Origin of the sequence: Pseudomonas sp. Q11 (assembly GCF_024494355.1) — a bacterium.
GTDB classification, from domain to species: domain Bacteria; phylum Pseudomonadota; class Gammaproteobacteria; order Pseudomonadales; family Pseudomonadaceae; genus Aquipseudomonas; species Aquipseudomonas hefeiensis.
Genome location: NZ_JAKNQY010000007.1, coordinates 224840 through 248432 on the forward strand (window position 1 = coordinate 224840; position 23593 = coordinate 248432).

Annotated in this window: 25 protein-coding genes; 17 read left to right on the forward strand and 8 right to left on the reverse strand. The window is 59.9% G+C overall.

Features of this window, described 5'->3' with window-relative positions; all coding sequences use genetic code 11:
• The first annotated feature begins 11 nt into the window (after positions 1-11).
• On the forward strand, positions 12-698 hold the full coding sequence (locus MA884_RS10665) for a cysteine hydrolase family protein (protein ID WP_256230461.1): 687 nt from the start codon (positions 12-14) through the stop codon (positions 696-698).
• Between the two features lie 4 nt (positions 699-702).
• On the forward strand, positions 703-1590 hold the full coding sequence (locus tag MA884_RS10670) for a LysR family transcriptional regulator (RefSeq protein ID WP_256230462.1): 888 nt from the start codon (positions 703-705) through the stop codon (positions 1588-1590).
• Between the two features lie 110 nt (positions 1591-1700).
• Here the strand turns inward: MA884_RS10670 and MA884_RS10675 are convergent, their stop codons facing one another.
• Positions 1701-2618 carry an AraC family transcriptional regulator gene (locus MA884_RS10675; protein WP_256230463.1) on the reverse strand — a complete coding sequence of 306 codons (918 nt, stop codon included), beginning with the start codon at positions 2616-2618 and terminating at the stop codon, positions 1701-1703.
• Between the two features lie 246 nt (positions 2619-2864).
• On the opposite strand from MA884_RS10675, the gene MA884_RS10680 reads away from it, so the two are divergent.
• From MA884_RS10680 to MA884_RS10690, 3 genes are all read left to right on the forward strand, one after another.
• Positions 2865-3887 carry an alpha/beta hydrolase gene (locus MA884_RS10680; protein WP_256230464.1) on the forward strand — a complete coding sequence of 341 codons (1023 nt, stop codon included), beginning with the start codon at positions 2865-2867 and terminating at the stop codon, positions 3885-3887.
• 181 nt (positions 3888-4068) lie between these two features.
• Complete coding sequence (locus MA884_RS10685; RefSeq protein WP_256230489.1) at positions 4069-5232, forward strand: MFS transporter; 1164 nt, start codon at positions 4069-4071, stop codon at positions 5230-5232.
• 202 nt (positions 5233-5434) lie between these two features.
• A complete protein-coding gene (locus MA884_RS10690; RefSeq protein WP_256230465.1) occupies positions 5435-5695 on the forward strand; it encodes a hypothetical protein in 261 nt (86 codons plus the stop codon).
• 87 nt (positions 5696-5782) lie between these two features.
• On the opposite strand, the gene MA884_RS10695 is transcribed toward MA884_RS10690, so the two are convergent.
• Complete coding sequence (locus MA884_RS10695) at positions 5783-6934, reverse strand: mechanosensitive ion channel family protein (protein WP_256230466.1); 1152 nt, start codon at positions 6932-6934, stop codon at positions 5783-5785.
• Between the two features lie 192 nt (positions 6935-7126).
• Between MA884_RS10695 and arsN2 the strand changes: the two genes are divergently transcribed.
• Positions 7127-7558, forward strand: coding sequence for an arsenic resistance N-acetyltransferase ArsN2 (gene arsN2, locus MA884_RS10700; protein WP_256230468.1), 432 nt, complete (start codon positions 7127-7129; stop codon positions 7556-7558).
• Here arsN2 and chrA read toward each other — a convergent pair.
• Positions 7555-8910 carry a chromate efflux transporter gene (chrA, locus tag MA884_RS10705; protein WP_256230469.1) on the reverse strand — a complete coding sequence of 452 codons (1356 nt, stop codon included), beginning with the start codon at positions 8908-8910 and terminating at the stop codon, positions 7555-7557. The two genes, arsN2 and chrA, sit on opposite strands and share 4 nt — an antisense overlap.
• Positions 8911-9209: 299 nt before the next feature.
• Here chrA and MA884_RS10710 point away from each other — a divergent pair, with 299 nt between their 5' ends.
• From MA884_RS10710 to MA884_RS10725, 4 genes are all read left to right on the forward strand, one after another.
• Complete coding sequence (locus MA884_RS10710) at positions 9210-10778, forward strand: GGDEF domain-containing protein (RefSeq protein ID WP_256230470.1); 1569 nt, start codon at positions 9210-9212, stop codon at positions 10776-10778.
• A 165-nt stretch (positions 10779-10943) separates the two neighbouring features.
• Complete coding sequence (gene xth / locus MA884_RS10715; RefSeq protein WP_256230471.1) at positions 10944-11738, forward strand: exodeoxyribonuclease III; 795 nt, start codon at positions 10944-10946, stop codon at positions 11736-11738.
• Positions 11739-11849: 111 nt separating this feature from the next.
• Positions 11850-12668 carry an arylamine N-acetyltransferase gene (locus MA884_RS10720; protein ID WP_256230472.1) on the forward strand — a complete coding sequence of 273 codons (819 nt, stop codon included), beginning with the start codon at positions 11850-11852 and terminating at the stop codon, positions 12666-12668.
• Between the two features lie 139 nt (positions 12669-12807).
• On the forward strand, positions 12808-14328 hold the full coding sequence (locus MA884_RS10725; RefSeq protein ID WP_256230473.1) for a nucleobase:cation symporter-2 family protein: 1521 nt from the start codon (positions 12808-12810) through the stop codon (positions 14326-14328).
• Between the two features lie 123 nt (positions 14329-14451).
• On the opposite strand, the gene MA884_RS10730 is transcribed toward MA884_RS10725, so the two are convergent.
• On the reverse strand, positions 14452-14808 hold the full coding sequence (locus MA884_RS10730) for a hypothetical protein (RefSeq protein ID WP_256230474.1): 357 nt from the start codon (positions 14806-14808) through the stop codon (positions 14452-14454).
• Between the two features lie 161 nt (positions 14809-14969).
• On the opposite strand from MA884_RS10730, the gene MA884_RS10735 reads away from it, so the two are divergent.
• Positions 14970-15788 carry a shikimate 5-dehydrogenase gene (locus tag MA884_RS10735; protein ID WP_256230475.1) on the forward strand — a complete coding sequence of 273 codons (819 nt, stop codon included), beginning with the start codon at positions 14970-14972 and terminating at the stop codon, positions 15786-15788.
• Here MA884_RS10735 and MA884_RS10740 read toward each other — a convergent pair whose 3' ends face one another.
• Positions 15789-16436: a YceH family protein gene (locus MA884_RS10740; RefSeq protein WP_047228508.1), complete on the reverse strand. Its 648-nt coding sequence runs from the start codon at positions 16434-16436 to the stop codon at positions 15789-15791.
• Between the two features lie 130 nt (positions 16437-16566).
• On the opposite strand from MA884_RS10740, the gene MA884_RS10745 reads away from it, so the two are divergent.
• Positions 16567-17076: a DUF1993 family protein gene (locus tag MA884_RS10745; RefSeq protein WP_092400556.1), complete on the forward strand. Its 510-nt coding sequence runs from the start codon at positions 16567-16569 to the stop codon at positions 17074-17076.
• A gap of 188 nt (positions 17077-17264) precedes the next feature.
• Here MA884_RS10745 and sstT read toward each other — a convergent pair whose 3' ends face one another.
• Entirely contained in the window at positions 17265-18497 is a 1233-nt protein-coding gene (sstT, locus tag MA884_RS10750) for a serine/threonine transporter SstT (RefSeq protein WP_256230477.1), read from the reverse strand.
• A 283-nt stretch (positions 18498-18780) separates the two neighbouring features.
• Here sstT and MA884_RS10755 point away from each other — a divergent pair, with 283 nt between their 5' ends.
• A complete protein-coding gene (locus MA884_RS10755) occupies positions 18781-19938 on the forward strand; it encodes an MFS transporter (RefSeq protein ID WP_256230478.1) in 1158 nt (385 codons plus the stop codon).
• On the opposite strand, the gene nhaR is transcribed toward MA884_RS10755, so the two are convergent.
• The gene (nhaR, locus tag MA884_RS10760) at positions 19935-20831 is read right to left on the reverse strand and encodes a transcriptional activator NhaR (RefSeq protein WP_256230479.1); all 897 of its coding nucleotides are present in this window, start codon (positions 20829-20831) and stop codon (positions 19935-19937) included. The genes MA884_RS10755 and nhaR overlap by 4 nt on opposite strands.
• Positions 20832-20966: 135 nt before the next feature.
• Here nhaR and MA884_RS10765 point away from each other — a divergent pair, with 135 nt between their 5' ends.
• Together MA884_RS10765 and MA884_RS10770 are read left to right on the forward strand one after the other, a co-directional pair.
• Positions 20967-21218, forward strand: a complete 252-nt coding sequence (locus MA884_RS10765) for a hypothetical protein (protein ID WP_256230480.1) — start codon at positions 20967-20969, stop codon at positions 21216-21218.
• A gap of 28 nt (positions 21219-21246) precedes the next feature.
• The gene (locus MA884_RS10770) at positions 21247-21996 is read left to right on the forward strand and encodes a TerC family protein (protein WP_256230481.1); all 750 of its coding nucleotides are present in this window, start codon (positions 21247-21249) and stop codon (positions 21994-21996) included.
• 69 nt (positions 21997-22065) lie between these two features.
• Here MA884_RS10770 and MA884_RS10775 read toward each other — a convergent pair whose 3' ends face one another.
• Positions 22066-22230: a hypothetical protein gene (locus tag MA884_RS10775; protein WP_256230482.1), complete on the reverse strand. Its 165-nt coding sequence runs from the start codon at positions 22228-22230 to the stop codon at positions 22066-22068.
• Positions 22231-22453: 223 nt separating this feature from the next.
• On the opposite strand from MA884_RS10775, the gene MA884_RS10780 reads away from it, so the two are divergent.
• Both MA884_RS10780 and MA884_RS10785 read left to right on the forward strand, forming a co-directional pair.
• Positions 22454-23131 carry a peptidase C39 family protein gene (locus tag MA884_RS10780; RefSeq protein ID WP_256230483.1) on the forward strand — a complete coding sequence of 226 codons (678 nt, stop codon included), beginning with the start codon at positions 22454-22456 and terminating at the stop codon, positions 23129-23131.
• A 100-nt stretch (positions 23132-23231) separates the two neighbouring features.
• Positions 23232-23435, forward strand: coding sequence for a DUF6021 family protein (locus MA884_RS10785; protein ID WP_214914633.1), 204 nt, complete (start codon positions 23232-23234; stop codon positions 23433-23435).
• Positions 23436-23593 lie beyond the last annotated feature (158 nt).

Consider the following 23593-nt stretch of genomic DNA (forward strand, 5'->3'; position numbering starts at 1 on the left):
GGAATCCCACCATGCAACGTTTCGCCCGTCGTTTCCTCGCCGCTTGTGCATTCTCAGGCGTTGTCGCCAGCACTGGCGCGCTGGCTGACACCCAACCCACCATTCGAGCCATGTCCGGCGCGACACCGGTCAGCCAACTGCCTGCCGGTAAAACCGCGTTACTGGTGATCGATTTCCAGAACGAATACTTCACCGGTAGGATGCCGATCCCCGATGGCGCCTCGGCGCTGGCCAATACCCGTGAGCTGATAAGGTTCGCCGATGAACATAAAATGCCGGTCTATCACGTCCAGCACGTCGCGCCTGCAGGTTCGGCGGTGTTCGCGATGGATGGCGAAACCGTGAAATTCCACCCAGACATGCAGCCAAGGGCTCAGGACGTGGTATTGCAGAAAACCACCGTCAGCGTTTTTGGCAGCAGCGACCTGGACAAACGCTTGAAAAAGGCCGGCATCGAACACCTGATCATTTCAGGCCTCATGACCCATGCCTGTGTCGCGGGTGCTGCCCGTGATGCGGCGCCGCTTGGCTACAATGTGTTGGTCGCCTCCGATGCATCGGCCACCCGCGCGATCACCCGGGTCAGTGGCGAGACGATCGACAAGGACGCCTTGCACAAGGCCGCACTGGCCGAGGTCGAGGATACTTTCGGTGATGTCATGACCACCGCCCAAATCATCAAGCTGCCGGTGCGCTAAAAATATGAATCAGATGCTCGCCATGCGCGTGTTTCGCTGCATCGTGGAGGCCCGGGGTTTTTCAGCTGCGGCCGAGCGACTGGACACCACTCATTCGTCGGTGTCGCGAAATTTGCAGCAATTGGAGTCCGCACTGGGCGTGCGTCTGATCAATCGCAATACCCGACGCATGAGCCTCACGGCAGCAGGCGAACGCTACTACGCCGCTTGCGTGGATATTCTGGATCGCGTTGATGCCGCGTCCCAGGCCGTGACGCTGGAACAGGAACGGCCCTCCGGACTGCTGCGCATCAGTACCCCGTTGGTGATCGGTACACTGGAACTGGCCCGTTGGTTGCCGGCGTTCCAGGAGCGCTATCCGGACATCCAGGTCGATCTGTCCTGCTCGGATCCGCTTGTCGATCTGGTGGCCGATGGGTTCGATGTGGCGTTACGGATTTCTGGACCGCTGGCCGACAGCAGTCTTGTCGCGCGCTTGCTCAGCGTCTCGCCGATGGTCCTGGTGGCGGCCCCGGCCTATGTCTTCAAGCGCGGGCTGCCTCGCGGCGTTGCTGAACTCCATGGCCACCGGTTGCTGACTTATGCCTCGGCCACTCAGTGGGAACTAGAGGGTGAATCCGGGGAGTCGAGCACCGTGGAGTGCGCCAGCAGTTTCCATACGGACACCATCACCGCCTTGCACGCCTGCGCTCTGGCGGGCGGGGGGATTGCCGCGTTTACCCTGGCGACGGTGCAAGATGACCTGCTGACGGGAAGACTGGTGCGGATTCTGCCTGAGTACACGCTTGGGCAGCGGCACTACTATGCGCTTTACCCGCACGCCCGGAATTTGCCGGCCAAGGTTCGAGTGTTTGTGGATTACATGGCGCAGTATTACGGCGCCAGGAACTGATGGGCCTCCCCAGGTCCTGGAAAGCCCGAACGACCTTGCGACGATTTGAAAGATGTAGCTGAGCCCATGGCGAGGGTGTTCCCTCGTCACAATGGGGCAGCCACTATGAATCAAACAGTCTTGGTGTGATCGGCTGGCCCGCGCAACGTCGCAATATCCCGCTTGGGCGGCATGCCAAACAAACGGCCGTACTCACGGCTGAACTGCGAGGGGCTTTCATAGCCCACTTTGAAGGCCGCACTCGCCACGTCCATATGCTCATTGAGCATCAAGCGCTTCGCTTCGTTCAACCGTAGCCACTTCTGGTACTGCAGCGGACTCATCGCGGTGAGCTGGCGGAAGTGATGGTGGAAGGTGGGGAGGCTCATCTGCACACGCGCCGCGAGGTCCTCGACGCGGATGTGTTCGGTGTAATTCAATTTCAGCCAGTCGATGGCTTTGGCGATCCGGTAGCCCTGACTGTCCACGGAGGCGATCTGACGCAGGCGCGAAGCCTGGTCGCTCATCAACAACCGATAATGAATTTCTTGCTGGATCAGCGGTGCCAGTACGGGGATCGCGTCAGGCTCATCCAGCAGCGCCAACAAGCGTGCGAACGGCGCCAGAAACTCAGGCGTTGCTGTACCAATGCCTGCGCCAATTCCGATGGGCCGGTCTCGATACGGCGTCATGCCGCTCTGGGCGACCAGATCGGCCACCATGCGTAAGTCGAGCTTGAAGACCAGGCCCAGGCAAGGTTGCTCCGGGCTTGCCACCATCACTTCAGAGTTGGCGGGGATGTCCAGCGAAGTGATGAGAAATCGTGTGGTGTCGTATCCATACGCCTTGCCGCCTACCCATACCTGCTTCACGCCTTGGGCCACGAGCACGATGCTCGGTTCGATCATGCAAATGACGGGGCGCGCCGGGGCTTCACGTCGAAAGAAACTAAGGCCGGCCACCGGCATATCAAAGTCTCCCGCCTGTGGGGTCCGGGCGTCAATGATGCTGGTGAGCGTCTCTTGCAGAGATTTGCGTGGGGTGGTCATGGCGGTTCGGAGGTTGTCCAGGACTGATAGCTATAGGCAGAACCTTAACCCGCCAAGCGAAGTGCTGCCTACACGAAATGGGCGAACTCATAGGATCGGGCAAGAAAAGCAGCGCAATGAACTACCTGAGATCCGGCTTGAGCACTGAAAATTTGATCCGACCTGACTCAGGAGATCATTACTCAATGCATGTTCGAGCCAAGGCGGGCGACACCCCTCGAATCACTCAAACAGAAGGACTATCCAGTGAACAGAATGCTGCTTGCCCTCGGTCTGCTTATCGTCTCTTGCTCATCCATGGGGGCTGACATGTCCCACGGTGCTGACAACTTCTACAAAAGTACCGAGGTGACAGTGCAAAAGGTCGCCTTCAAGAACCAATACGGGATGGAAGTGGCAGGTAATCTGTTTGTCCCAAAGGGATTGGACCCGAAGGCGAAGAGCGCCGCCATCATCGTGGGTCATCCCATGGGCGCGGTGAAGGAGCAGAGCTCCAATCTGTACGCAACCAAAATGGCCGAGCAGGGTTTTGTTACGCTCTCCCTGGATTTGTCGTTCTGGGGGGAGAGTGAGGGTACGCCGCGCAATGCGGTGTTGCCGGACATGTACGCAGAAGATTACAGCGCTGCCGTGGATTTTCTCGGCACCCGGCCGTTCGTCGATCGCGAGCGCATCGGCATCATCGGTATCTGCGGCAGCGGCGCTTTTGTCATCAGCGCAGCCAAGATCGACCCGCGCCTGAAGGCAATCGCGACGGTCAGCATGTACAACCATGGCGACTTGTACCGCAAAGGCTTGGGTAACTCGACAACGGCTGAACAGAAAAAGCAGTTCCTGGCCACCGCAGCCGAGCAGCGCTATGTGGAATTCACCGGTGGGAAAACCGCGTATACCTCTGGCACACCGCTGAAAGTGACGGGCGATGCGATCGGGGATGAGTTTTTTGACTTCTACCGGACCCCGCGTGGAGAAGTCACTCCCGCCGGTGCTTCGCCGCAGACCACGACCATGCCCACGCTGTCGAGCAACGTCAAGTTCATGAACTTCTACCCGTTCGATGATATTGAAACCATCTCGCCGCGTCCTTTGCTGTTTATCACCGGCTCCGAGGCGCACTCGCGTGAGTACAGTGAAGATGCCTACAAGCGGTCTGCGCAACCCAAGGAGTTGCTCATCATCCCGGGTGCCAACCATGTGGACCTTTACGACCGGGTGAACCTGATCCCGTTCGACAAATTGGCCGGGTTCTTTCGCAACTCTCTGAAGTAACTCCCTCAACCACGCCATCACTTGGCGCCTCTTGTCCTGCGGCAGCGATCTTCGGTGCCGCAGTTCGTTTCCTCGAGTCTTCAGTGGACCCGGCGCTCAAGAAACACAGGACTCATATTCCGTGACCAATACCGTATTGCCCATAACCCAAGATCGCCCTACGTGGAGCGCGGTGCTTGCCATGTCCCTCGCTGCGTTCGCCCTCGTTGCATCGGAGTTCATGCCGGTCAGCTTGCTCACGCCCATTGCGGCCGATCTTCACATTAGCGAAGGGCAGGCCGGTCAAGGCATCGCCGTGTCTGGCGCCTTCGCCCTGATCACCAGCCTGTTCATTGCATCGATTGCCGCCCGGGTGGACCGTAAAGGTTTGCTCGTGCTGCTGACACTGTTGATGATCATTTCTGGAACCGTGGTCTCATTGGCACCCAATTACGCGGTATTCATGGCGGGACGAGCACTGATCGGCGTTGCGATTGGTGGCTTTTGGTCGTTGTCAGCCGCCACGGCCATGCGGCTGGTGCCGGATGACCAGATCCCACGGGCCCTGGCGATCGTCAATGGCGGCAACGCGTTGGCGACTGTGGTAGCGGCGCCGCTGGGCAGTTTTCTTGGGCAGATAATCGGTTGGCGTGGTGCGTTCTTTTGCATTGTGCCTGTCGCCGCCACCGCTTTGGTCTGGCTGCTGCTACGACTGCCCTCCATGCCTGCACAGACGAAGCAGGGCAGTGCCAACGTGTTCAAATTGATGGTACGGGCCCCCATAGCCTTGGGCATGCTGGCTGCCAGCGCATTCTTCATGGGTCAATTCATGTTGTTCACCTATCTACGACCGTTCCTTGAAACGGTGACGCAGATGAGCGTGTCTTTGCTTTCGTTTGCGTTGCTGGTGATTGGCGTGGCCGGTTTGCTGGGTACCTTTCTGATCGGTGTCTTCTTGAAAAATGGCCTGTACCGGACGCTCATCGTCATCCCGTTGTTGATGGCCGCGATTGCACTTGCCCTGGTGGGGTTCGGGGCGTCGGCAACCATCACGATTATCCTGCTGGGGCTTTGGGGGTTAGTGGTCACCGCTGCCCCCGTCGGCTGGTGGACCTGGCTGGCGCGAACGGTGCCAGATGATGCCGAAGCAGGGGGTGGATTGATGGTCGCGATCATCCAGCTTGCGATCGCGGCCGGTGCAACGGTGGGCGGCATCCTTTTCGATCTGAGCGGCTATCAGGCGACTTTCGAAACCAGCGCGGCTGTGCTGGGTGGTGCAGCTGTTCTCGGCATCCTGGCTGCACGGGCCGCGGTTCGGGATTGCCCATCGACTTCCAGCACCGCGGCGTGCAGCGCGCAGGGTTGAGAAAGCAGCTTCAGCGAGCGCTGTCGATAAACGCGCCCCGGCCGACATCCGCGCGCGGGCGCAAGCCAAGGTCGTTTGAGCAGATGACCGTTGAGCACCTGCGGTTGGTGGCACATTGATATGTTGGTAGGCTGGTCACTCGTTACTTATCGAGTGGGTCCGTGTGTCTACCGAGCGAATTTCTCAGTTGGAGCAAGCCCTTATGGCCGTGATTGCCGCGGCGGGCAAGATGGGTGTGAGCAGTGATGAACTGTGCGCTCAGGCGGTGGGTGGGTTGATGTTTGAACACCACTGGAACTGGGCAAGCGCGCAATACGCGCAAGGGGCGGCTGACGAGATCGACAACGCGTTGAGCCTTCTCGTTGGGAAACCGTCGCAGCAAACCGGGTCGTCGGCGATTGAGGCCGGCTCCAATACGCTGCTCAATCCGCAAGCCAATCCGCGGCCTGTCAGTTTTATTTGATACGAATGGGCGCCCATTTGCGTGGTGGGCCCTCATCGCGAGCAAGCTTTGCTCCCACGGGGCAAGTGCTCACTGTGAGGTTGGCTGTCAATGCTGCGCCCGATACTCAGGCGCGGCTTCCCGCGAGGTTTTTTGACCGTTTTCCTTGGACATTGGCCCCAACGTATCGGGTAGCGACGCGACATGAACGGTACGGGCCGGGATCGCAAACCGCACGCCGATTCTGGCGAACTCTTCCATCATGCCCAGGTTGATCGCCTGTTGGACGTCCATGTAAACGTTGTAGCTGGGGTCCAGCACGATATACACCGTTTCGAATTCCAGTGCGCTCTCGCCGAAGCTGCGAAAGTGCGAGCGGTCGAAGCGGGTCTTTTCCTGGGCCCTGATGATGTTTTCGACAAGGACCGGCACTTGCCTTAGCTGTTCTGTCGAGCAGTCATGGGGCAGGGCGAATTCAAAGACGATGCGTCGCTCCTGGAGCCGTTTGTAGTTCTGGATGGTGGTGCTGATCATTCCGGCATTGGCCATCACGATTTGCTCGCCACCCAGGCTGCGGATGCGCGTGGTTTTCAAACCGACATGTTCCACCGTGCCGGCCAGGGAACCCACGACAATGAAGTCGCCGACTTCGAACGGTTTGTCCACGGCGATGGACAGTGAAGCGAACAGATCGCCGAGGATATTCTGCACCGCCAGCGCCACGGCGATGCCACCGACCCCGAGGCTGGCGATAAACGCGGTGATGTTCACGCCCAGGTTGGAGAGCATCGCCAGGAGCACCACGGCCCAGAGAAACACCTTCGCGCCCCACAGGCTCAGGGTGGCCAGCGCGCTTTTCTGGTGGATGTCGGCGTGGCTGTGGCGGGCGAAATAATGCAGCAACGCCAGGGCGATTGCCCGGTTGGCCCAGAGCCCTACTTGCAAGGCCGCGACCACGAACCAGAGGCTGCTGACCCGGTCAAGCCAACGCTCCGGCAGGTCCAGGACGCCGACGCCGATGAGAATGGAGGCCAGTAACAACAGCGTATTGCTGGTGCTGGACAATACTTCAACAGCGATGTGGCTGACGTAGGCGTTGGGTTTCTGTGCCTGGGCCTGCACTTTTCTCAACAGCAAGCCGATGCCGGCCCTGACGATGATGAAACTCACCGCCATCACACCCAGGGCCAGGAGCCAGTTGGCGATGGAGATGCCCAGCAATTGGGTGTCGGTAAGGAATTGGAGAGAGCTTGAGTCCATTTGAACGGTCACCTGTGCCATTGCTGTTCAGGTCTTGGCCCGTGCCGACTTTGGTCTGAGAACCTGGGCAGGGCATGAACCTGATTAGTTCGCATAAAGCATGGGCCGTTCAATTTTGTTATCTGGGAGCCGTTGCGTGCGGGAGTGCTGACGGCGTAGTTTCCTGTGCGGGACCTCTGTCAGAGCACCGCCATGGATATGACCGAACTGAGTAGTGACGAGTTAGAGCCGTTGCGCCGGGCGCTGATCCTGGCGAGGCTGCCGGTGGATGACCTGAACCAGCCGGGCCGACGTTTTTTCGGCTTCAGTCAACAAGACGCTCAGGCGGCGTTTGGCGGAGTCGAGGGGGAGGGCGCCGACCGATTGTTACGCTCTCTGGTGGTCCTTGACGGGCTGCGGGGGCGCGGCATAGGCGCGGCGATGTTGGTCGCTCTTGAAGACTTTGCGAAAAGCGAGGGCGTGGAACGCCTTCACCTGCTCACTGACAGTGCCGCCGCGTTCTTTGTCGCCCAGGGGTATCAGGCGAGTGACCGTTCGCTGGCGCCGATGTCAATCAGCGAAACAGCCCAATTCAAGTCCTTGTGCCCGGCCTCGGCGACCTACCTGAGCAAAGGCCTCATCTAACGCAGTAGATGCACGGCCAGGCCGGTCAGCCCGCATCCCAGTAATACCTGGATGACGCCGCGTTTGTAGCGAAACAGCGCAATGGCGGCGGCGAGCGCGATGATTGCCGACGGCCAGTCCAGCGCACCGGAAAAACCGCTGGGCCAAAGCACGTGGTAACCGAAGAAACAGGCCAGGTTGAGGATCACCCCGACCACGGCGGCAGTAATCGCCGTCAGCGGTGCGGTGAATTTCAGCTCGTTATGCGTCGACTCCACCAACGGACCGCCCGCGAGGATGAACAGGAATGAGGGCAGGAACGTAAACCAGGTCACCAGCGTGGCGGCAACCGCGCCAGCGAGGAAGGCCTGTTCAGGGCCGAACACCTGCATCACGTAGCCGCCGACGAACCCGACGAAGGCGACCACCATGATCAACGGGCCGGGAGTGGTTTCGCCCAGGGCCAGACCATCGATCATCTGTGTCGGGGTCAGCCAGCCGAAATGGCCGACAGCGCCTTGATACACGTAGGGCAGAACCGCATAGGCGCCACCGAAAGTCAGCAAGGCTGCCTTGGTAAAGAACCAGGCCATTTGCGTCAGGGTGCCTTCCCAGCCGAACACCATGGTCAACACACCCATCGGCAATGCCCACAGCAGGGCGCCGATGATCGCCAACCGGGCCAGTCGCAAGGCGCTGAACCGGGCATGCTCCGGGGTCGGGGTGTCATCGTCGATCAATGCCGGGCCAAAGGACTGATGGGTGGTGTTGTGGCCGCCCAGGCTGAACCTATCCGGTGCCCAGCGACCGCCGAAGTACCCGATGACAGCCGCCCCCAGCACGATCAGCGGGAAGGGTACGTTGAACGCAAATATCGCGGTGAACGACGCGGCGGCGATCGCCCATAGCCAACTGTTCTTGAGCGCGCGCGCGCCTATCCGGTGGGCGGCATGCACGACGATCGCCGTCACGGCCGGCTTGATGCCATAAAAAATCCCCGCGACCACCGGCACTTCGCCAAAGGCGACATACAGCCAGGACAATGCGATGAGAATGAACAGCGAGGGCAGCACGAACAGTGCCCCGGCAATGATCCCACCCCAGGTGCGGTGCATCAGCCAGCCCAGGTAAGTCGCCAACTGCTGCGCCTCGGGGCCTGGCAGCAACATGCAGTAATTGAGGGCATGCAGAAAGCGCCGTTCGGAAACCCAGCGTCGGCGCTCTACCAGTTCCTGATGCATGATCGATATCTGTCCCGCCGGCCCGCCGAAGCTGATGAAGCCCAGCTTGAGCCAGAACCAGAATGCCTCGCGCAAGCTGATGGCCGAGGGGCTGGACAACGGGTCGTCGACGGTCTGGATGGGCTTATTCATGGTCGGCGCGGTACTTGAGTGGCAAAGGCGATCTACGTTATGGGGCGTCACGCCATTTTGATAGCCCTGGCAAAGCGTTCCTTGAAAAAAACGCTTTACGGGATCGCTCCCACGGTTGGTACTCCCGCTGCCAGGACGGGAAATTTTGCCGAGGGAATGTGCCGGATTTTGGATCCATTGAGCCACCCATCGGTTGCGCTACACAGGCAAATTGCCGCCCCCCCAAGCGGTAGGCTAAGCTCACGAATATTGGGGGCTTTGAGGGTTTCGCTCATGCTTTGCCCCCCTCAGGAATTCGCTTGCCTATCCCCAATTTTGATCCGTTCCATGTCCCCGGCGGTGCCCTCAAGCGCCTGCCGTTGCTCAAGGCAGCGGTGGCGTTTATCGCGGCGGTCTGCCTCTGCCTGTGTGGCTTGCTTTTTTTGCAACTGGAACAGTCCCGTCGCTACGACCTGGAGTCGGCTCGCATAGCCTCGGCCAACCTTACCCGGGCCATGGCCCAGCAGGCCCAGGACACTTTTCAGCAGACTGAGCTGGTCCTGGCCAGCCTGGCGGACTGGATGCAGATCGACGGTTTCGGTCCGGCGCTACAACCTCGCCTGCAAAAAACCTTCGCCCGGCGCGTGCAATCACTGGAGCAACTGCATGGCCTGTTTCTGTTCGACAAAGACGGTCACTGGGTCATTACGTCCTTTGAGAAGCTGCAAAGAGGCCCGGGGGTAGCGGATCGGGACTACTTTGCTTTCCACCAGCAGAACACGTCTCTGGTCGCTCACATCGGGCCGGCTATCCGCAGTCGACAAAATGGCGATTGGATTATTCCGGTGTCGCGGCGCTTGAATGATCAGGAGGGCAATTTCCAGGGCGTATTGTTGGCCGGCATCAAAATGTCGTACTTCGATCAGTTTTTCAGAAGCTTCAGCCTCGACGACAGAGACGAAATGATCCTGGCCCTGTCCGACGGGACCTTGCTGGCCCGGCGGCCCTTCGACGAGGCGAAGATCGGTCGATCCTTGGCCGAGGAGCCCGTCTTCCAGCACGAATCGTACGGCGAAAGCGGCACTGCAACCATCCGTTCCGCCGCCGATGGGGTCCTCAGGCTCTATGATCACCAACATTTGCAGGCCTATCCGCTAGTGGTCAGCGCCGCGATGTCCGAACAGGCGATCCTCGCGGGGTGGCACGACAGAGCCTTCAAATCCAGTCTCATCGTGGCGTTGGTGGTGTTGGGCATCTGTCTGTTCGGTTGGGTATTCGTGCGCCAGTTGCGCAACAGCGAACGGATCGAAGCGGACCTGCGCAAGGCCCAGGAAATGCTGGAGCTGATTGCCACCCATGACAGCCTGACGGGGCTTGCGAACCGACGGCTGTTCGAGCGGGCTCTTGACATCGAGTTCGGCCGAGGGGCCCGCCAGCGCAGCCCATTGAGTCTGATCATGCTCGATATCGATTTCTTCAAGCGCTACAACGACACCTACGGGCACGTTGCCGGCGACCATTGCCTGGCGGAAATGGCTAAGGTGCTCAAGAGTTGCTGTCATCGCAAGGCTGACCTGGCGGTGCGCTATGGCGGCGAGGAGTTCGCGGTGCTGCTTCCCGATACCAACTTGCAAGGGGCCTTGGCCCTGGCCGAGCAGATCCGCCGTAGCGTCATCGACAAACACATCACTCATGCCGGCTCTCCCACCGGCTACCTGACGGTGAGCCTGGGCTGCTACGCGTTCGTGCCCAGCAGCCTGGACAGCATTGAAGTGTTTATCCAGCGTGCCGACGCGGCGCTTTATCAGGCCAAGCACAGCGGACGCAACCGTGTGGCGGCCTTGTCGATGGAAGGTGGGCTTGATGCGCTGGAACGTTCGGATCGTTGAGAACGCTTGGAATCATCGGCGGCTTGTCACGGTCAATTGTTCAGGCTCTGCACCAGTGAAGTGGAAACAATGTGTAGGTCCTGTCTCATACTCTTGGGCGCAACCTGGGCAAGGCCATGGGCTTGTCGGTCACCGCTAGTGTCCTGGATCTGGAGCTCTGACCCGATGAAAAACCTGCGCATAGCGACCTTCAATATCAATGGCATCCGGGCCCGGCTGCCCAATCTGCTGGAGTGGCTGGAGCGGGAGAAGCCCGACATTGTCTGCCTGCAGGAACTCAAGGCGGCGGACAAGGATTTCCCCGCTGCGCAGCTGGAATCCGTCGGGTATGGATCGCTCTGGCATGGTCAGGCTTCCTGGAACGGCGTTGCGATCCTGGCCCGTGATGCGCAACCGCTGGAGAGCCGCCGTGGCTTGCCCGGCGGCGATGATGACAGCCACAGTCGTTACCTGGAGGCGGCGGTCCATGGCGTACTGGTGGGCTGTCTTTACCTGCCTAACGGCAATCCGCAACCAGGGCCCAAATTCGCTTACAAACTGGCGTGGTTCGAACGGCTGATCGACTATGCCCAGGGGCTGCAGGCCAGTGATCATCCAGTGGTGCTGGCGGGTGACTACAACGTGGTGCCCACCGACATGGACATCTACAACCCGCGCTCCTGGCTCAAGGATGCACTGCTGCAACCCGAAAGCCGCGAGTGCTACCAGCGGTTGCTTGACCAGGGTTGGACCGATTCGTTGCGCCATCTGTACCCGGACGAGCGGGTATACACCTTCTGGGATTATTTCCATCAGCACTGGCAGAAGAACTCCGGGCTGCGCATCGATCACCTGCTGCTCAACCCGGCGGCCAGCCCTTACCTGAGCGAGGCGGGCGTGGACGCATGGGTCAGGAACCAACCGCACCCCAGCGACCATGCTCCTACCTGGATCCGGCTCGCTTCGCGAAAACGTCGATGAGGGGACGAGGTCTCCCGGCCGGTTATTGTCTCGCAAAGGGGAATGCCTTATATCTGCATCCCAGCAGCGTGCTTTTTGTAAGCTCTGCACCGGACAGGAAAGGACACCCTCATGAGCCAACCCCGACTGAGCGATTCGGGCCGTTATCTGCAACGCCTGGGCTTCGATAAACCGCCAGCCCCGACCCTCGACACGTTGCGCCAGCTTCAACGGCGCCATACGGCCGAATTCCCCTTTGAAACCCTTGCCACGCTGCTGGGCCAACCTGTGCCCATTGATCTGGAATCAGTGGAACGAAAAGTTTTCGAGCAAGGCCGCGGTGGCTACTGCTATGAACTCAATCAATTGTTCCTGGCCCTGCTGCTGGAACTGGGCTTCGACGCCCGAGGTATCACCGGACGGGTGGTGATGAATGCCCCCGAAGGCGCGTGGCCCGCCCGCACCCACCGCCTCAGCCTGGTGACGCTGAATGGCGTGCGTTACACCACCGATGTCGGCTTCGGCGGCATGGTGCCCACCGCACCGTTGTTGCTGGACAGTCGTGACACCCAGGCCACTCCCCACGAGCCCTATCGCATCGAAACTCATGAAGACGGCTACCTGTTGCGCGCCTGCGTGGCCGACGAATGGCGGCCGATGTACCTGTTCGATCTGCAGCGCCAGGAAGACATCGACTACACCGTCGGCAATTGGTATGTCAGCAACCACCCCGAGTCGCCGTTCATGGGCCGGTTGATGGTCGCTCGCACTGGCGATGGGTTGCGCAAGACCCTGAACGGCAACAGCTACGCCTTGCACCGCATAGGAGAGCAGAGCGAGCGCCGGACAATCACCGACGCCGACGAACTGATCGACCTGCTGGAAAACGAGTTTGGTCTGCGCGTACCGCGACGTGAGCTTTTACGGCCCGCAGTGGTTGGACTTCTTTAGCGACGCAGAGGTTTGCGGATGGTGGGGTAATTCACTGTTGATGATGGGCTGCGCAACAAGTTGTATACAACTCTATGGACATTTGTCCTGAGTTTTGAATACAGTGTGCGCATAACAAAAAACAGGGAACTCCCGAACCATGAAAACGCCCCATGTTTCACTCCCACGGCCCGAGGATGAAAACCTTGGCGTCGGCGCGAATATGGCTTATGGCCTGCAACATGTGTTGACCATGTACGGTGGCATCGTCGCGGTGCCGCTGATCATCGGCCAGGCCGCCGGGTTGTCACCGGCGGACATCGGCCTGTTGATCGCGGCGTCATTGTTTGCGGGAGGGCTGGCGACGTTGTTGCAAACCCTTGGACTGCCATTTTTCGGCTGTCAGTTGCCTCTGGTGCAGGGCGTTTCGTTTTCCGGGGTCGCGACCATGGTGGCGATCGTCGGCAGCGGCGGGGAAGGGGGATTCCAGGCCATCCTGGGCGCGGTGATCGCCGCCTCCTTGATCGGCTTGCTCATTACCCCGGTGTTCTCACGAATCACCCGGTTCTTTCCGCCGCTGGTCACCGGCATCGTCATCACCACCATTGGCCTGACCCTGATGCCGGTAGCGGCCCGCTGGGCAATGGGCGGCAATAGCCACGCCGCCGATTTTGGCAGCATGGCCAATATCGGCCTGGCCGCCGTGACTCTGGTCCTGGTGTTGGTGTTGAGCAAAATGGGCAGCGCGACGATCTCGCGGTTGTCGATTCTACTGGCGATGGTCATTGGTACCGTTATCGCCGTATTCCTTGGCATGGCGGACTTTTCCTCCGTCAGCGAAGGCCCGATGTTCGGCTTCCCCACACCCTTCCATTTCGGCATGCCGACCTTTCATGTCGCGGCCATTCTGTCGATGTGCATCGTGATCATGGTGACGCTGGTGGAAACGTCCGCCGACATCCTCGCGGTGGGCGAGATCATCGACACCAAAGTCGACTCCAGGCGTCTGGGCAACGGTTTGCGGGCCGACATGCTGTCGAGCATGATCGCGCCGATTTTTGGCTCCTTCACCCAAAGCGCCTTTGCCCAGAATGTCGGGTTGGTGGCGGTGACCGGGATCAAGAGCCGTTTCGTAGTGGCGACTGGCGGGGTATTCCTGGTGGTGCTCGGCCTACTGCCGTTCATGGGGCGGGTGATCGCCGCAGTGCCGACCTCGGTGCTTGGCGGTGCCGGTATCGTGCTGTTCGGCACCGTGGCTGCCAGCGGCATCCGGACGCTGTCGAAAGTCGACTACCGCAACAATGTCAACCTGATTATCGTCGCCACTTCCATCGGTTTCGGCATGATTCCCATCGCCGCACCGACTTTCTACGATCATTTCCCGAGCTGGTTCGCGACGATCTTCCATTCGGGCATCAGCTCTTCGGCGATTATGGCAATCGTGCTGAACCTGGCCTTCAATCACTTCACCCAAGGTAACTCGGATCAGCAGTCCGTCTTCGCCGCCGGTACTGAGCGGGTGTTGCGCTACCAGGACCTGGCAGCGCTGCGCGAAGGCGACTACTTCAGTGACGGCAAGCTGCACGACTGCGACGGCAACGAGATCCCGGTGGTAACGGAGGCCGCCCATGCACCGGCAGAGCATGGCCCGGTGCGGCTCAAAAGCAGTGAGCACGTCTGAGGACAGACACGCCGTGGCGAGGGAGCAGCTCCCTCACCACGAGCTTATCGCTCGACTTTATTTCGCTTGGCTGGCCTGTGATCCTCGATCGCAGGCTTTTTCTTGTGTCGCCTAAGCGGCTGATTACCAGCGCGGGCGCCCGTGATGACCGCGAGGCGGGCCGTAGTAATAGCCCCGTGGTGGCCCGTAATACACCGGTGCCGGGCGATAGTAGACAGGTCGCTCGATGTAGACCGGCTGCGGCTGGTAGTAGACCGGTGGTGGTTGTTGCACATAAACCGGTTGTGGCTGGACATAGACCGGTTGCTGCACATAGACCGGACGGTCACGGCTGAGGATCGCCGAACCGACGATGGCCGAGCCGACGATTGCGCCAAACACAGCGGGACCCTCCCAACCACCTCGACCATGGGCGGATGCCTGGCCGGTGACCGCGAGTGCCCCCATGAGCAGGGCGATGATGGGGAGTTGACGGTTCATAACGATTCCTCGTTTCAGCCCCGGCGCCTGTGGTCTGCAACAGACCCGAATGAGGGTCGCGGGGATACTTGCTCTGACAGCGATTTTTCCAGAATTTGCCGTACCGTTGGGTAAATAATGTGTAAGGTCTGTAGCGGTTTCTTTACTGCAAGGAGTCAAGCATGCAGATCAACCCCAACAAAGATACTCAACTGTGCATGTCGCTATCGGCGCGCCCCGGGAATTTCGGCCTGCGCTTTCATAATCACTTGTATGAGCAACTGGGCCTGAACTTCTACTACAAGGCATTCAGCAGCCAGGACTTGCCCGGTGCTGTTGGCGGTATCCGCGCCTTGGGTATCCGCGGGTGCGGGGTGTCGATGCCGTTCAAGGAAGACTGCATCGCCCTGGTCGACGAACTGGATCCTTCCGCCGCCGCGATCCAGTCCATCAATACCATCGTCAACACAGATGGCCATTTAAAGGCCTACAACACCGACTACATCGCTGTCGCCCAATTGCTGCAAACCCACGCGGTGCCCAAGGATTCGACCTTTGCCTTGCGCGGCAGCGGCGGCATGGCCAAGGCCGTGGCCAGCGCCTTGCGCGACGGGGGTTACCAAAACGGTTTGATCGTTGCCCGCAACGAAACCGCCGGGCGAGCCTTGGCCGACTCCTTGGGGTACGAGTGGCAGGCGGAATTGGGGCAGCGACGGCCGCAGATGCTGATCAACGTCACGCCGATCGGCATGACCGGCGGCCCGGAAGCCGACCAACTGGCGTTCGAGCCCGACACCATCGCCGCGGCCGAGACGGTGTTCGATGTGGTGGCGATCCCGTCGCAAACGCCGCTGATCGTGCGCGCCCAGGCCGAGGGCAAACGGGTCATCACCGGGCTCGAAGTGATTGCGATCCAGGCCCTGGAGCAGTTTGTCCTCTACACCGGCGTGCGGCCCAGCGCGGAACAATTCAAGAAGGCCGTGGCGTTCGCCCGATCCTGATCACTCCAGCCGCGCCAGCCGTTCTTCCAGGGCGGCAATCCGCGCTTCGAGTTCTTCGATGCGCTCCAGCGACACGCCGCTGCCAGCACCACGCTCTACGGGATGCTGGCGGGCGGCGAGGATCGCTTCGATATCCGCCGGGTCGCCCATGGCGTGCATATAACGGTCTTCCCGCTGGCCGGGCTGGCGCGGCACCAACAGCGCCAAGCCTCGGGCGATCAGCCGTTCAAGCTGATGCACCACCTGTTCAGTGTCTTCGAAGTCGTGCATGCGGCCGCTACGGGTCAGCAGTTCATTGACCGTCTGCGGGCCGCGCAAGAACAGCAAACCCATCAGGATCACCTGGGCCGGCACCAACTCCAGGGCCTTGTCGACCCGATGCTCCCAGCGGTCGGCGCGGCTGCCCATTACCAGTTTGGTAAAGCCGCGACCTTCCAGCGCACGCAGGCTCTGGCCGACCTGGCCCGGGTTGAGGTTCATCACCGGCTCACGGCTGGTCTTCTGGTTGCAGGCCAGTACCAGGGCGTTGAGCGTCAGCGGGTAGGTCTCAGGGTTGGTGGCCTGCTTTTCGACCAGCGCGCCGAGAATGCGGATTTCCGTGCTGTTGAGCCGCGGTTCTTCGGCCGGGCTTTGTTCTTCGATACTCATCGCGCGTTCCCTATGCTGTGGAAGCCGCCTAGCCTAATCCTTGCGCAATAAAAGACAAGGTGTGCAATAAGGCGTGGCTATAATCGCACCCGTTTGATTTGTCCTTTCCTGCCACCTGCATGAGATCGCCATGACTATTTCCCTGTACGCCGCTTCCATCCCGGTTTTCAAGCAGATGCTCAACGCCCTGAGTGACGTCCTGAACAAGGCTGAAGCCCACGCCACTGCGAAAAACATCGACCCGAACGCGTTCCTGCAAGCCCGCCTGTACCCGGACATGTTCCCGCTGGTACGCCAGGTGCAGATCGCGGTGGATTTTGCCAAGGGCGTATCCGCGCGCCTGGCCGAGCTTGAAGTGCCGAAATATGACGATAGCGAAACCACCTTTGCCGAACTGCAAGCCCTGATCGCCAAGGTATTGGCGTTCATCGACGGTATCAGCCCCGAGCAGATCGACGGCAAGGAAGGCATCGAAATTGTCACTCGTCCGGGCACGCCGAAGGAAAAACGCTTCACCGGCCAGAACTACCTGCTGACCTATGGTCTGCCGCAGTTCTTCTTCCACGTCACCACGACCTATGCGCTGCTGCGCCACAATGGCGTGGAAGTGGGCAAACGCGACTACATGGGCGCGTTCTAAACCCGCCAGCATGAAAAAGCCCGGGACGGTGTGGGCCGTCCCGGGCTTTTTTGTGGCGGTCTGTTGTACTCGGTGGCTGTGCCATCGCTATCGCGAGCAGGCTAGCTCCCACATTGGATTTGTATCTGCCACAAAACCCTGTGGGAGCGAGCCTGCTCGCGATGACGCTCATACCTCCAGCACAGTTGTCAGGCCATGCGTTCGCGCTTCTCTTCCTCACCCAAACAAGCCGCCGCCGTGAACAGCACATCGGTAGAGGAATTGAGCGCAGTCTCCGCTGAATCCTGCAGGACACCGATAATGAAGCCTACTGCGACCACCTGCATGGCGATTTCGCCGGGAATGCCGAACAGGCTGCATGCCAGGGGAATCAGCAACAGCGAACCACCGGCCACTCCGGACGCGCCGCAGGCACAAACGGCCGCAACGACGCTCAGCAGCACGGCTGTCGGCACATCCACCACGATACCCAGGGTGTGCACCGCCGCCAGGGACAGCACGGTGATGGTAATGGCGGCGCCGGCCATGTTGATGGTCGCGCCCAGCGGGATCGATACCGAATAGGTGTCTTCGTGCAGGCCCAGGCGTTTGCTCAGTTCCAGGTTCACCGGGATATTCGCCGCCGAACTGCGGGTAAAGAACGCGGTGATGCCGCTCTCGCGCAGGCAGGTGAAGACCAGTGGGTACGGGTTGCGACGCAGCTTCCAGAACACAATGAGCGGGTTCATCACCAGCGCCACGAACAGCATGCAGCCAATCAGTACGGTTAACAGGTGAAGATAACCCAGCAACGCGCTGAAACCTGAGGTTGCCAGGGTTGAGGCCACCAGGCCGAAGATCCCCAGCGGGGCGAAGCAGATGACCACGCGCACGATCAAGGTCACACCGTTGGACAGATCCCCGAGCACGGCGCGAGTGGTTTCGCCAGCATGGCGAATGGCAATGCCCATCCCGATGGCCCAGGCCAGAATACCGATGAAGTTGGCATTCATCAGGGCGCTGACCGGATTGTCTACCACGCTGAGCATCAAATTCTGTAGCACTTCACCGATGCCGCCGGGGGCGGTGACGGCCACGTCATGGGACACCAGAACAAGGTTGGACGGAAACAGGGTACTGGCAACCACCGCGACCACCGAGGCGGCGAAAGTACCGAGCAGGTAAAGGAAGAGAATAGGCCGGATATGGGTTTGCTGACCGTGCTTGTGGTTGGCGATCGACGCCATGACCAGCACGAACACCAGGATCGGTGCCACGGCCTTGAGCGCTGACACGAAGACCTTACCGATGAATGCGGTGGACTTGGCAAGGTCCGGCGCCAGCCACGCCAGGATGATGCCGGCGATCAGGCCGATGACGATTTGCGTCACCAGGCCGGTGCGTTTGAGGCGGTGTAGAAGGGAAGGGGACGAAGCAGTCATAACGGCATCTCTGATTTTTTTTGTGTGCAACGGTCGACCCCTCAGGGCAACAAGCGGGCAGGCCACATGAGCGGGACCGAAAAGAAAGTACAGCGTTTGCAGGCCGCGGACTTTATCACAGCCGGCTGAAAAACCTGACGGACCTGTGACGATCCGTCGCTTGGGCGTTCACGCGCATTTGTCTGAGGGGCACATTCTGTTAGGCTTTGGGCCAATCCCCTTTCTACTTTACCAGCGGCCCTTTTGGGCTAACGCTGGTGTCGTTGTTTCGCTGGAGCTCTGCATGTTGTCTGTTTTTCTGTTGTCGGCTGCTGGTTTTACAGTGCTGACCACTGAATTCATCATCGTTGGCCTGTTGCCATCCATCGCCCGCGACCTGCAAGTCACCATTGCCCAGGCCGGGCTGCTGGTGACGCTGTTTGCATTTACCGTGGCGGCATTCGGGCCGTTTCTGACCGCCTGGTTCGCCCGTTTTGAGCGGCGCAAGTTGTTTATCTGTGTGTTGGTGATGTTTGGCCTGGCCAACACGCTGGCGGCTCTGGCCCCCAATATCGGAGTAATGGCCATCGCCCGATTGATCCCCGCCCTGGGCCTGCCGGTGTTCTGGGCGCTGGCCAGTGAAACAGCGGTGGACATTGTCGGGCCGCAGTTTGCCGGGCGAGCCATCGCCCGGATAGGGTTCGGCATTGTCTGTGCCACTGTGTTCGGTATTCCGGTAGGCACCTTGATTGCTGATGCGTTCGGCTGGCGCAGCGCCTTTGCGATCTTGGCGGTTGTTGCGTTCGCCAAGGCTTTGCTGCTGTTTATCTACCTGCCAAAAACCAATCTGCACCAGCAGCAAGTCAGTTTGCGTTCGCAATTCAAGATATTGCGCAGCCCCTTGATGCAGGGCCACGTGCTGCTGTCGATTCTGGTGTTCAGTGGCATGTTCACCGCTTACACCTACCTGGCGGATATCCTTGAGCGCCTGGCCGGGTTCGACGGCACGCTGGTGGGCTGGTGCCTGATGGGCTTCGGGGCCGTTGGGCTGGTGGGCAACTCCCTGGGTGGCCGCGCGGTGGACCGGCATCCATTGATCGCCTCGATGGTGTTTTGTCTGTTCATGATTGGCGGCATGGTGGCGCTGGTGCCGAGCATCCATTCGACCCTTGGGCTGGCTGCGGCGATGGGTATATGGGGCATGACCCAGGCAGCTCTGTTCCTGGTCAGTCATGTACGGCTGATGAAGGCCGCGCCCGAGGCTCCAGCCTTTGCGGCATCGCTGAACATCGCCGGTGCCAACCTGGGGATTGGCCTGGGGGCAATGGTCGGGGGGCGCGTCATCGATACCCTGGGCCTGGGAAGCGTTGGTTTTGCCGCGTCCGGGTTCATCCTCATATCGATCCTGCTGGCGTTATTGCTGATGACCTTCAAGCCCCGCGCCGCCTGTGCGGACTGCTAAGCACTGAACAGCTCGCGACGCGCGCCTTCGGCGATAGCGACGATGCCCGGATGGCTGACCTTGCGCTCCACGGAAATGGCATAGAACGACTCGCCTACAGCATCGGTCTGGCCGATCACCTGGACGCCGTACTGGCGCTTCACTTCATCGGCGATCACGCTCGGGCCGATGAAAATTCCGCTGCCTGATTGCCCGAAGGCCTGCATCAGCGCGCTGTCGTCGAACTCGCCCACGATGCGTGGTTGGATCTGCTGCTCGGCGAACCAGCGTTGCAAGCGGCTGCGTACCACGGTTTCGGGGCCCGGAATCAGCAGAGGAGCGTCATGCAGGCCGCGGGGAAAATCTGCCCCGTAACGTTCGGCCAACGCAGCAGTGGCGAAGAAACTGATCCCGCATTCTCCCAATTTCTGGCTGTAGCCCTTGATGTCCAGGTGGGTCGGCATCGGACTGTCGGAAATCACCAGGTCCAGCCGCTGGATCGCCAGGTCCGCCAGCAACCGTTCGAGTTTGTCTTCGCGGCAGGTGATGCGCAGCTGTTCACTCAGCTCCATGGTCGGCGCCAGTAGCCGATAGACGATGGATTTGGGCACAACATCCGCCACCCCGACCCGGAACAGCGTCTGCTGCTCGTTGGGCTGGGCCCGCAACATCAGCTCCAGCTCGCCGCCCAACTGGAACATGTGTTCGGCATAGGGCAGCGTCTGGCGACCGGCCTCGGTCAGCTCCAGCTGGCGCCCGACGCGGCGGAACAGCTTGATGTTATAGGTCTGCTCAAACAGTGAAATTTGCCCGCTGATGGTTTGTGGTGTCAGGTTCAGTTGCTCACAGGCCCGTACGATGCTGCCGGTTTTGGCCACCACCCAGAAGTAATGCAGCTGTCGATAATTGAGCATGATTCACGCCGATTCGTAAAAACCGAAGTATAACCGCTAAAAATACGAATTTTCCTGAAGTATTCTCCTCTCTAGAATGCCGGCCATCGGTGAGCCAGCTTTTGCGCTCCATTTATCTCAGAGAGGCATTTATCCATGACGTACAAATCCTTGGGTTTCGCAGCCATATTGGCAGCGTCTTCAATTGCGCTCTCAGGCTGCGAACAGGCCGAAAAAAGCGCGCAGCAATTGATGGGGCAAGCAGCTGAAACCGCCAAGCAGGCAATCGATGACACTCATAAGGCCGCCGAACAGGCTATCAGCGAGGCCAGTGGCGGTTTGATCAGCCCTAAGGAAAAGCCGGCGGACGATGCCGAGCCATCCGAAACCTCCACCAAAACCATCTAAGCCCGTCATATCGAGTCAGGACTGACCCATGGATTATCTTTTACAACTCGCTGCCAGCCCCACTGCATGGATCGCGCTGGCGACTCTGGTCGTCATGGAAATCGTGCTTGGCATCGATAACCTGATCTTCATTTCGATCCTGACCAATAAACTGCCCGAACAGCACCGCGCCAAGGCGCGGCGTATCGGCATTGGCATGGCGCTTATCCTGCGCCTGGGCTTGTTGAGTACCATTGCTTTTATCGTGCAATTGACCGAGCCGGTCATCGAGATCCTCGGTCAGGCGTTCTCCTGGAAGGACATGATCCTGATCGCAGGCGGCCTGTTCCTGCTGTGGAAAGCCACCACGGAGATCCACCACAGCATGGACCCGGCGCCGGATGATCCAAAATCCGCCACCTCCGGGGTGACCCTCGGATTTGCCGCTGCGATCGGTCAGATTCTCATGCTGGACCTGGTATTTTCCATCGACAGCATCATTACCGCCGTGGGCATGACCGAGCATCTGCCGATCATGATCATCGCTGTGGTGATCGCAGTATTGGTGATGTTGCTGGCGGCCGAACCGCTGGCCAAGTTCATCAATGACAACCCGACGGTGGTCATGCTGGCGCTGGGCTTCCTGATCATGATCGGCATGACGCTGATCGCCGAAGGCTTTGGTGCTCATGTGCCCAAGGGCTATATCTACGCAGCCATGGCGTTCTCGGCAGCGATTGAGGTGTTGAACATGATGTCGCGTCGCCGTCAGCAAAGGGTGTTGGCCGATAAAGCCTGATTGCAGACAGTCAAAAGCCGCCCGGGGTCCATCCCCGGGCGGCTTTTTTGATTTTTGAAGGGGAAACGGTCAGTGTGCGGCAGCGTGGCGCCGGGCCGGTTTTGGCGCTTTTTCCGCTCGCGCTGGCGGCGCGTGATGATGGCGGCGTGCAATGCGCAGAACGCCCCACAGCATGGCTGTGGCGACGCTCAGCCAGCCGAATATCAGCATCACAATTGTTGTGGTCAGGCTCATCTGTGCCTCCTTCTGCCCAAGTCCAGGGCGACGCACTCGTTACAATGGACAGTCTAGTCGCTAAAGTGTTGCAGGGAATCGATCGGTAGTGACGACAGACGGACCAGTTCGTTCTATCGCCGCCATGGGACTGTTGTTTAAGGCTATACCCATGTCTCTCTGCACCTTATGATCGATGGCCCTTGCCTGGCCCGATGTCGGGTGCCTTCACAAGAGAGTCCTCATGTTTCCGGTAATTTCCTCTTTTCGATCACTGGTACTGGTGACGGCGTGTCTAACGGCCCTGGCGGGTTGCGCAGGCAGTGTGTCGCCGCAGATTCAGCGCCTGCCCGAGCGGGTGGAACTCAACAGCGTGCCGTTTTTCCGTGGCGAAATGTACCAGGGCGCTCCCCAATCGCTGGCCAGCCTGCTGACGCTGCAAGGCACGGTGATTACGCCGGGATTGCTGGAGAAGCCTCTACGTCTGCCGGAAGGCGAAGCCCATTTGCAGCAGAACCTGCAAACCCTGGCGCGAGAGTATGGGCTGGTGGTGTACCCCCTCGACAGTGAACTGCCGGCACTGTTGGAGCAAATCGCGGCGGGTTACCCCGTTCTGGTGCGCTATACGGAGGGCTCGGCTTTCTGGTCTGGGCCGAGGTACAGCATTCTCGTCGGTTACAACCGCCAAAAGCAGACGGTCTTGCTCAGGTCGGGGATGAACCGGCGGCTGCTGATGAGCTTTAGCGGCTTTGAGTCGGCCCTCAAAGATGCGGGAGGCTGGGCGGTATTGGTCCAGCGACCTACGCAACTCCCGGCCAACGTGGACTCCCAGCGCTGGCTGAAAGCTGCGGGCGAACTGGCCGGGGCAGGGCAGGAACAGGCAGCGGCCCGGGCCACTCAAGCCCTGAGCACCGCACACTGATCTCACGCCCCGTTCGTCACTTGTCGGGCACCACCCGCCATGCCAGAGGCTCCTAACCTCAGGGCCGGAATAGCCGGCCCATGAGTCTGAGGAGAAAAGCATGGCACAGTCGAAAACACCTACGGGGCCACATTCTTCCGAGCATTCTTCCGGCGATGATTTGGGATTTGATCCTGACTCGCCGGACCTGGGTGATCCTCAAGTTGATCCGATAGGTCCTGCCAAGGCGCCTTTGGACGAAGAGGACGAGCAGGAGGAGCCCGGTTCCAAAGCGTATGACCCGCTGGGTGATCTTAAGCCTTGAATAAAACAAAGCCCCGCTCAAGGCCGTAATGCTGTTCACTTAAGGAAATGGCGCTTTCTGAGGGGGAGAGGGTCGTTTTCTTTTGGGTTGGACTGGACTGGATTGGATTGGGTGCATATCCGTTGCTGCGGTAACGGCAACTTAAGGTTTCGCCCTTA